This is a genomic window from Mycobacterium sp., from assembly GCF_049280035.1.
GTDB lineage: Bacteria > Actinomycetota > Actinomycetes > Mycobacteriales > Mycobacteriaceae > Mycobacterium.
The window spans coordinates 1-6706 of record NZ_JBAPPI010000860.1; the positions used below are offsets into that span (position 1 = coordinate 1).

Genomic DNA, 6706 nt, shown 5'->3' on the forward strand with positions numbered 1-6706 from the left:
GCCCCGGCCCCGGCGCCCGCCTCAGCGCCTGTGCCGCCCGCCCCCGGCGCCCCGCCGCCAACACCATCAGCACCGCCGGGAGTGCTAACTGCGCAGGGTCTTGCCTACATGGTCGGTGGCCTGACCGCGGCTGCTCGGCGGGCGGCCAGCGCCAGCGCCACGACGAAGGCGCTGGAGCCCGCGGCGGCTGCGGTCCTGGCAGCCGCCGCCGGACCCGAAACGCCGGGCCAAGTGCGCCGACGCCGTCGAGCCAAGGTGGAAATGCTCGGCCGCGGTTACGAATACATGGATCTGGAGCCGGAGCCGACGGTGGTGCCCTCGGATACGGGTTCGGGACCGCTCGGTTTCGCCGGCACCGCGGCCACCGAAACCGCGACTGCGGCGGCCGGATTGGCCACACTGGCCGACGATGAATTCGGCGGCGGGCCACGCATGCCGATGATGCCGGGCACCTGGAACGCCGACCCAGCGTCGCGCGACGACACCTGAGCGCTTAGCATCGGCGGCTGTGGTCCGGCAGGCCTATGCTCACGACGCGGTTGTGGCGATGCAGCCTGGCGGCAGCCCGAACGCCCTTGGCGGCGCAATCACGATCGCGCTGTGCGGGCACTGGGACCATCAACCCCCATGCCCTCTCGCGCCGCACTACGTCGCTGCCTTCCCCGACGGTGAAACCGTCACGCTGCGAATACTTTTCGCCACCGAACCGGCCAACGAGCGACGCGTTCGCTCCCTGATCGGCGAAGCGCTCGCCGCCGGACAGTTGACTGGCCCCGACGGCGGACTCACGACTTGGCAGCTGAGATCTGCCGCCCCTGGCGACATCCGGCCGGAGGAAAAGGATCACGCCACCGGACTGATTACCGCGTAGGTCTTAGCAGCCGCAGTCCTCACCGCGCCATGCCTTGACACCCTGCCAGATCGCCACGGCGGCAATGCCCAGGCCGATGACCGGATCGAACCACCAGAAGCCCGGCCAGGTGGCGGTGACTGCAAGGCCAACCAGAACCGCGGCGGCCTGCGCACCGCATAAATAGTTTTGGGTGCCCTCGCCAGCGGTGGCCGCTGACCCCAGCCGCACGGCAAGCACGTGCTTAGCCCGGCCCAAGATCGGCATCAGCACCAGCGAGGCGGCACTCAACGCCATCCCGATCACCGAGGTGGCCGCATGGTGCTCAGCAAACAGGTGGTGCAAAGATTCCGCGGCGATATAGGGCGCCGCCAACCAGAACGACAACGCGACGCCGTGCTGAGCGCGCCGTTCAGCCGTCTCGGACAATGTGCGCGAGCCGGAGAACCGCCACGCCACCATGGCACTGGCCAGCGCCTCGGGCAGGCTGCCCAAAGCCCAGCCGGTCAGCGCGATCGAGCCGACCGCCAGGCCCTGCCACAGCCCGACCACACCCTCGGCGAGCATCGCGGTCATGCTGAGCCACGCCAAGCACCATGCCCACCGGGCACGACGCCGCCAGGCCGCGTCCCGCGGCAAAGACCGCGACCCGGCCAGTCGAGATTCTGCGCAGCAGGCGTCGTGAACGACTCCGGCGTCACTGCCGATCGGGCGAGAACTGGTCACCAGGCGATGTTAGCGGCCGGCCTCGACCGGGCGTGGCAGTGACATGTCGTTGCTGCGGCCAGCAAGCGTGCACTGCCAGAACCCGACGTCGTGCCAGGCGTCCATTTTGTAGCCGGCTTCCACTAGCTGACCAGCCCGGATAAACCCGTGTCGTTCGTGCAGCCGGACGCTCGGCTCGTTGGGCAGCGCGATCACCGCGACGACGCTGTGGAAGCCTTGGCGGCGCAGCCGGGCGAGCAGCTCGGTGTACAACGCGTCGCCCACCCCGCGACGCTGCCTCGAGGGATCGACATAGACGGTGGCCTCGGCGGTCCACTGATAGGCGGCCCGAGGGTGCCACGGCGCCGCGTATGCCACGCCGACAACGCCGTCGTCGGTGGCTACCAGCCAGGGGAACCGCGAGCACAGCCGTCTCCACTCGCTGCGCCACTCGTCGACGCCCTGGGATTCGGTCCGGAAATTGACGAACGAATTTTCGATGAAGTAGTTGACGATCTTGCAGACCTCTGCTAGGTCATCCTCGGTGGCCAGCCTGACCCGCAGCCCCGAGCCCTGGCTCACCAAGCCTCAAACACCTCTGCCCACGGCCCCGAGCGTGAAGAGGCCGTCACTCACCAGGGCGCGAATGACCTCAAGGGTTTCATTTTGCACTTCTGACGGTGCTGCCGACGGATTCCGGTGTCTGACATGCCGATCCACCGCATTGAGATCCAACGGCCTACCCAGTGCGTCGAGCAGCAGCCCGTTGCGCACCTCGTAGCGTGCGTCGCCCATTCCTCGTACCGTACTGGCCAGGCGCGTTAGCCGGTAGATCCGGCAGACCCTGTCTAGGGACCGCCCCGCCGTGCCATTAACGTGCACTCATGGTGGATTTTGCTCTGCGCTCGTGTGGATTGCGTGGGCACGCGACGTTCGCTCCCGAAGAGCCGGAGCTTCGGGAGCGCTTGAAAGCCGCTACTCCTGCCGGTGAGGCCTGGCGCTGTCTGCGCTGCGAAACATTCGTCGTCGGCCCTCCGCGTCGCAGCGGACCGGCCAATACGGCGCCGGAGATCCCGCGCGGGCGGATGCTCCGTGATCGGACGTTGATGCGGGCGCTGGCCGTGGAGCGCGCGTTTCGCTGCGTGATTTTCTTGCTGGTGGCGGTCGGCGTGTTCAAGGTCACCGGGTCACGGGAGCGATTGCGCCACGCGTTCGAGCAAGACCTGCCGTTGCTGAAGCCGTTGGCGAACCAGATCGGATTTAATCCGGACAACTCCAAAATTATTCACCACATTGCGCAAGCCTTCTCGCTGTCGTCGTCGACGCTGACGTGGATCGCCGTAGGCCTTAGCGCGTATGCGGCGATCGAGCTGATCGAAGCGGTCGGGTTATGGCTGATGCGACGGTGGGGCGAGTACTTCGCGGTAATCGCGACCAGCGTCTTCCTCCCGCTGGAAATCTACGAGCTAACCGAGAAAATCACAGCTTTTCGGCTTATTGCCCTGATAATCAACATCGTTGCGGTCATATGGCTGTTGTGGAGCAAACGGCTGTTCGGACTGAACGGCGGCGGCGAAGCTTACCGAGAAGAACATCAGTCAGCGAGTTTGTTGAGTGTCGAACGAGCCGGTCTGGCCGAAACCGCAGCCGGCGCAACGCCGTAGAGTGAACTTGCAGTAACTCCTCGCAGCCACGGAAGGGCCACACGATGCCGCGTACCGACAACGACAGCTGGGATCTGGCGACCAGCGTAGGGGCGACCGCCACCATGGTGGCTGCAGGCAGAGCCCGTGCCAGCATTGCCGACCATCCGGTGATCGACGACCAATTCGCCCAACCGCTGGTGCAGGCGGTCGGCGTCGACTTCTTCACCCGCTGGGCAGCCGGCGAGCTCGACCCGGCCGAGGTCGACATCCCCGACCACCCATGGGGGATGCAGCCGATGACGGATCTGCTGGCGGTGCGCACCCGTTTCATCGACCGGTTCGTCGCCGACGCGGCAGCGGCCGGTATCCGCCAGACGGTGATCTTGGCTTCCGGCCTGGATGCCCGCGGCTACCGACTGTCCTGGCCGTCGGACATGACGGTCTTCGAGATCGACCAGCCCCAAGTGATTGAATTCAAGACGCTGACGTTGGCCGAGCTGAGCGCGAACCCGACGGTCGACTTGCGAGCGGTGCCGATCGACCTGCGCGACGATTGGCCGGCGGCGCTTCGACAGGCGGGCTTCGACGCGCAACGGCCCACCGCGTGGATCGCCGAAGGCCTACTGGCGTTCCTTCCTCCCGAGGCGCAGGATCGCTTGCTGGACAACATCACCACGCTCAGCGCCGACGGCAGCCGACTGGTCGCGGAAATCTTCCTGAACTCCCCGAATTCATTGCAGATCATGCACACCGCAGCTCAGAAGTGGTACGAGCACGGCTTGGACGCCCACATCGATGACCTGTGGTACGGCGGCGAGCGTCACGACGTCGCGGCCTACCTGAGCGAGCACGGCTGGCGCACGACGCGAACCCTCGCCGCAGAGCTATTGACCGACGCCGGCCTACCCGTGCCCCGGCGCGACGACGGTGAGGCCGAAAACTACTACTGCACCGCAACCCCGGACGCGCACTGATGCCCGACGGCCTCAAGCCCCTCGACGGATTTCGGGTGATCGATTTCACCCAGAACGTCGCCGGGCCGCTGGCTGGACAGGTGCTCGCCGACCTCGGCGCCGAGGTCATCAAGGTGGAGGCGCCCGACGGAGAGGCCGCACGGCACATCACCTCGGTCCTCCCGGGCCGCCCGCCGCTTGCGACGTACTTCCTGCCCAACAACCGGGGCAAGAAGTCGGTAGCCATGGATCTGACGACCGAGCTGGGCAAGCAACAAGTCCTGCGGCTCACCGACACCGCGGACGTCATCCTCGAAGGGTTCCGCCCCGGCGTGATGGAGAGACTAGGCCTGGGCCCCAACGACTTACAATCACGCAACCCCAAACTGGTCTATGCCCGGGTGTCTGCGTTCGGCGGCAACGGCCCGCACGGTGACCGGCCGGGAGTAGACCTCATGGTCGCGGCCGAGGCCGGCATGACCACCGGAATGCGCACGCCCGACGGTAAGCCGCAGATCATCCCGTTCCAGCTTGTCGACAACGCCACCGGACACGTGCTGGCCCAAGCGGTTCTGGCCGCCCTGCTCAATCGCGAGCGGCACGGGGCGGCTGACGTCGTGCGCGTTGCCATGTACGACGTCGCGGCGTCGCTGCAGGCCAACCAGCTCACCATGCACTTGAACCGGCCGAGCGCGCCGACGTCGACACCAACTACCAAGCAGCGCAAGGGAGTTGGCTTCGCAACACAACCGTCAGACGCGTTCCGTGCGGCCGATGGGTATGTCGTCATCAGCGCGTACATCCCTAAGCATTGGGAGTTGTTGTGCCGGGCCATCGACCGCCCGGACCTTCTCGACGACGAGCGGTTCGCCGACCAGCGTTCGCGGGCGATCAACTACGCCGAGTTAACCGACGAATTGGAGTCGACGCTGACCACCAAACCTGCCGACGAGTGGGTTAGCTTGTTGCGTCGCAACGGGCTAATGGCTTGCCTGCCGTATAGCTGGAAGCAGGTCGTCGAGACCCCACTTTTCGCCGAGAACGACCTCGCGCTTGAGGTCGGCAGCGGCGACGACGCCGTCACGGTGGTCCGCACGCCGGCCCGCTACTCCACGTTCACAGCAGCCGCCACCGAGCCGCCGCCGACCGTCGGCGAACACAACAGGGACTTCCTGACCGCACCTTGAGCCCGGGACGTGGCGCGAGTTATCCACAGCTGAGTCGCGGACGCGCGCTCTTTTTGTCACAGCCAGCTCGTATAATCGAAAGTATGTTCGAAGGAGTTTCCGACGCTGCGGTGGTGGCAGCCATCGGCGAATCGGCGCGGGCCGAGAACATCGCCTGCGCCCGCCGGCTGGCCGCGATTGCCGAACTCTACGAACGTCGCCAGATTCCGGTCGAGGACGGTAAGGGCCGCGAGCTGTGGCGCATCGACCCCTGGGAGGCGGTCGCGGCCGAAGTAGCTGCCGCGCAAGGCATCACGGCTGCAGCAGCCGGTGCGCAGCTGCACAACGCGGTCTGCGTGCACGATCGGTTGCCCAAGGTCGCGGCGCTCTTCGCCACCGGCGCGATCTCCTACCGGACCGTCCGGATGATCGTGGCCCGCACCTTCCTCGCGCTCGAACCCGACGTACTGGCTGCAATCGATGCCGAGTTGGCCGAAACACTGCGCACGTGGGGTGCGCTCTCGTTCGCCAAAACCGAGCAGGCCATTGATGCGTTGGTCGAGCGTCACGATCCCGCCGCACGCCGGCGCACCGAGACGGCGATCCGCTCGCGCTACGTCGACATCAGCCACAGTGGCGGCATTTCTTCGGTAGCGGGCGACCTGTACTCCACCGACGCCACCCTGCTGGACCGGCGCCTGACCGCGTTAGCCCATACCGTTTGCGACAACGACCCGCGGACCATCGACCAGCGTCGCGCCGACGCCCTGGGCGCGCTCGCTGCCGGACACGCCGTGTTGGCTTGCGCCTGCGGCATGGCCGACTGCCCGGCTGAAACCCCTTCGGCCACGTCAGTCGTCGTGCATGTGGTAGCCGAGGCCGCCGCTCTGGACGCTGCGGAGACCGCGGACCTTAACGGCGAGCGGCCAGGCGATGGCGGACCTGAGATCGTGCGCGACCCTGAACGATTGGCAGAGCTCATTCGCGAAGCCAGCACCCCGCGACCCATCCCCCGGCCCACCATCGCGCCCGCGACCACCCCCAACCCGGCCGTGGTGCTGGGCGGGCCGGTTACGCCCGCCGCGCCACTGGCCGACCTGGCGGCCCGGGGCGCAGTCGAGCTGCGACCGCTGATCCATCCTGGCCAGAGCCCACCCGAACCGCGTTACCGACCGTCACCCGCACTGGCCGACTTCGTGCGCTGCCGAGATCTCAACTGCCGCTTCCCCAACTGCGACCGACCAGCCGACGTATGCGACATCGACAGAGAGCATGGGGGTGCGTCACTGCCGGTGGCGGTCTGACTCTGACCTCGACTGACGCCGACTGGTTGTCCTTGTGTGGATTTGTCGGCCGTCGCTGGGAGTGGCGCGCGACGTCACCGAC

The 6706-nt window shown here is 66.8% G+C and carries 8 protein-coding genes and 1 pseudogene; 6 read left to right on the top strand and 3 right to left on the bottom strand.

All coding sequences use genetic code 11. The annotated features are described in order from the left end of the window. Positions 1 to 489, top strand: a pseudogene (locus tag WAN71_RS27430) (hypothetical protein); the annotation flags it as partial. Positions 490 to 508: 19 nt separating this feature from the next. Next, entirely contained in the window at positions 509 to 871 is a 363-nt protein-coding gene (locus WAN71_RS27435) for a hypothetical protein (RefSeq protein ID WP_422228339.1), read from the top strand. Between the two features lie 3 nt (positions 872 to 874). Here the strand turns inward: WAN71_RS27435 and WAN71_RS27440 are convergent, their stop codons facing one another. Genes WAN71_RS27440 through WAN71_RS27450 form a run of 3 tightly spaced genes read right to left on the bottom strand, consistent with a single transcriptional unit; the run spans position 875 to position 2350 of the window. Next, on the bottom strand, positions 875 to 1576 hold the full coding sequence (locus WAN71_RS27440) for a cation transporter (RefSeq protein ID WP_422228340.1): 702 nt from the start codon (positions 1574 to 1576) through the stop codon (positions 875 to 877). 9 nt (positions 1577 to 1585) lie between these two features. After that, positions 1586 to 2137 (bottom strand): GNAT family N-acetyltransferase, encoded by a 552-nt coding sequence (locus tag WAN71_RS27445; protein ID WP_422228341.1) that lies wholly within the window; start codon positions 2135 to 2137, stop codon positions 1586 to 1588. A gap of 6 nt (positions 2138 to 2143) precedes the next feature. After that, positions 2144 to 2350, bottom strand: a complete 207-nt coding sequence (locus tag WAN71_RS27450) for a hypothetical protein (RefSeq protein ID WP_422228342.1) — start codon at positions 2348 to 2350, stop codon at positions 2144 to 2146. An 89-nt stretch (positions 2351 to 2439) separates the two neighbouring features. On the opposite strand from WAN71_RS27450, the gene WAN71_RS27455 reads away from it, so the two are divergent. The 4 genes from WAN71_RS27455 to WAN71_RS27470 all read left to right on the top strand — a co-directional run bounded on the left by WAN71_RS27455 (position 2440) and on the right by WAN71_RS27470 (position 6624). Continuing rightward, positions 2440 to 3219: a DUF2127 domain-containing protein gene (locus WAN71_RS27455; RefSeq protein WP_422228343.1), complete on the top strand. Its 780-nt coding sequence runs from the start codon at positions 2440 to 2442 to the stop codon at positions 3217 to 3219. 44 nt (positions 3220 to 3263) lie between these two features. Beyond that, a complete protein-coding gene (locus WAN71_RS27460) occupies positions 3264 to 4175 on the top strand; it encodes a class I SAM-dependent methyltransferase (RefSeq protein ID WP_422228344.1) in 912 nt (303 codons plus the stop codon). Further along, positions 4175 to 5341 carry a CoA transferase gene (locus tag WAN71_RS27465; protein ID WP_422228345.1) on the top strand — a complete coding sequence of 389 codons (1167 nt, stop codon included), beginning with the start codon at positions 4175 to 4177 and terminating at the stop codon, positions 5339 to 5341. The genes WAN71_RS27460 and WAN71_RS27465 overlap by 1 nt, the downstream gene beginning before the upstream one ends. Positions 5342 to 5424: 83 nt before the next feature. Continuing rightward, entirely contained in the window at positions 5425 to 6624 is a 1200-nt protein-coding gene (locus WAN71_RS27470) for a DUF222 domain-containing protein (protein WP_422228346.1), read from the top strand. Positions 6625 to 6706: the final 82 nt, after the last annotated feature.

What these genes read in the sequence shown, in the direction of transcription:
- WAN71_RS27450 (WP_422228342.1), bottom strand. Translation starts at nt 2,350, where the DNA reads ATGGGCGACGCACGCTACGAGGTGCGCAACGGGCTGCTGCTCGACGCA.
- WAN71_RS27455 (WP_422228343.1), top strand. Translation starts at nt 2,440, where the DNA reads ATGGTGGATTTTGCTCTGCGCTCGTGTGGATTGCGTGGGCACGCGACG.
- WAN71_RS27460 (WP_422228344.1), top strand. Translation starts at nt 3,264, where the DNA reads ATGCCGCGTACCGACAACGACAGCTGGGATCTGGCGACCAGCGTAGGG.
- WAN71_RS27465 (WP_422228345.1), top strand. Translation starts at nt 4,175, where the DNA reads ATGCCCGACGGCCTCAAGCCCCTCGACGGATTTCGGGTGATCGATTTC.
- WAN71_RS27470 (WP_422228346.1), top strand. Translation starts at nt 5,425, where the DNA reads ATGTTCGAAGGAGTTTCCGACGCTGCGGTGGTGGCAGCCATCGGCGAA.